This window comes from Virgibacillus carmonensis (genome assembly GCF_057836705.1).
This window is the reverse complement of record NZ_JBYQFJ010000152.1, coordinates 1-715: the sequence shown is the minus strand read 5'-3', so window position 1 is coordinate 715 and position 715 is coordinate 1. Positions and strand designations below refer to the sequence as shown.

The following is a 715-nucleotide window of genomic DNA, read 5'->3' as shown; positions in this document are numbered from 1 at the left end:
GGAAAGCGAGGGTAAAATAATGGACGAAAATGAACCAATTAAAACCTTGGATGAAGAAACGCTGTTCGTAGTGTCACAAACCTTTAAAGCACTAGGCGACCCCACTCGAATTAGGATACTGCATTTGCTTTTTCAAAATGAGTACTCCGTAAATGATATTGCCGAGAATTTACACCTTCGCCAGTCAACTGTATCCCATCAATTACGGTTCTTAAAAAATTTGCGTTTAGTAAAATACCGCCGGGAAGGCACCACGTTGTTTTATTCACATGATGACGAACATGTTATGAATGTATTAAACCAAACAATAAAGCATGCATGTCATAGTTAGGAGGGAATCGGAATGGGTCATGATCATGGACACGATCATACACACGGAGCAAACAAGAAAGCATTGCTAGTCAGTTTTATCATAACAACTGCATACATGATTATTGAAGCAATTGGCGGATTTGTCACAAATAGTTTAGCATTGCTGTCTGATGCCGGGCATATGCTGAGTGATTCCGTATCATTAGGCGTTGGCGTTTTAGCATTTGTTATGGGTGAAAAAGTTGCCAGTTACAGTAAAACCTATGGCTACAAACGATTTGAAATACTGGCTGCGCTTTTTAACGGTGTCACCTTAACCATCATCGCTATTTATATTTTTTATGAGGCATTCCAGCGTTTTGCAAACCCACCAGAAGTAGCATCAACTGGAATGCTTACCATT

Annotated in this window: 2 protein-coding genes; both read left to right on the top strand. The window is 39.7% G+C overall.

What is annotated here, in order from left to right; translation table 11 throughout:
* Nucleotides 1-19: 19 nt before the first annotated feature.
* Nucleotides 20-331 (top strand): ArsR/SmtB family transcription factor, encoded by a 312-nt coding sequence (locus AC3G7N_RS21060; RefSeq protein ID WP_089060503.1) that lies wholly within the window; start codon nucleotides 20-22, stop codon nucleotides 329-331.
* 12 nt (nucleotides 332-343) lie between these two features.
* Nucleotides 344-715: cation diffusion facilitator family transporter (locus tag AC3G7N_RS21055; RefSeq protein WP_489424102.1), on the top strand; the 372-nt coding region annotated here is incomplete at its 3' end.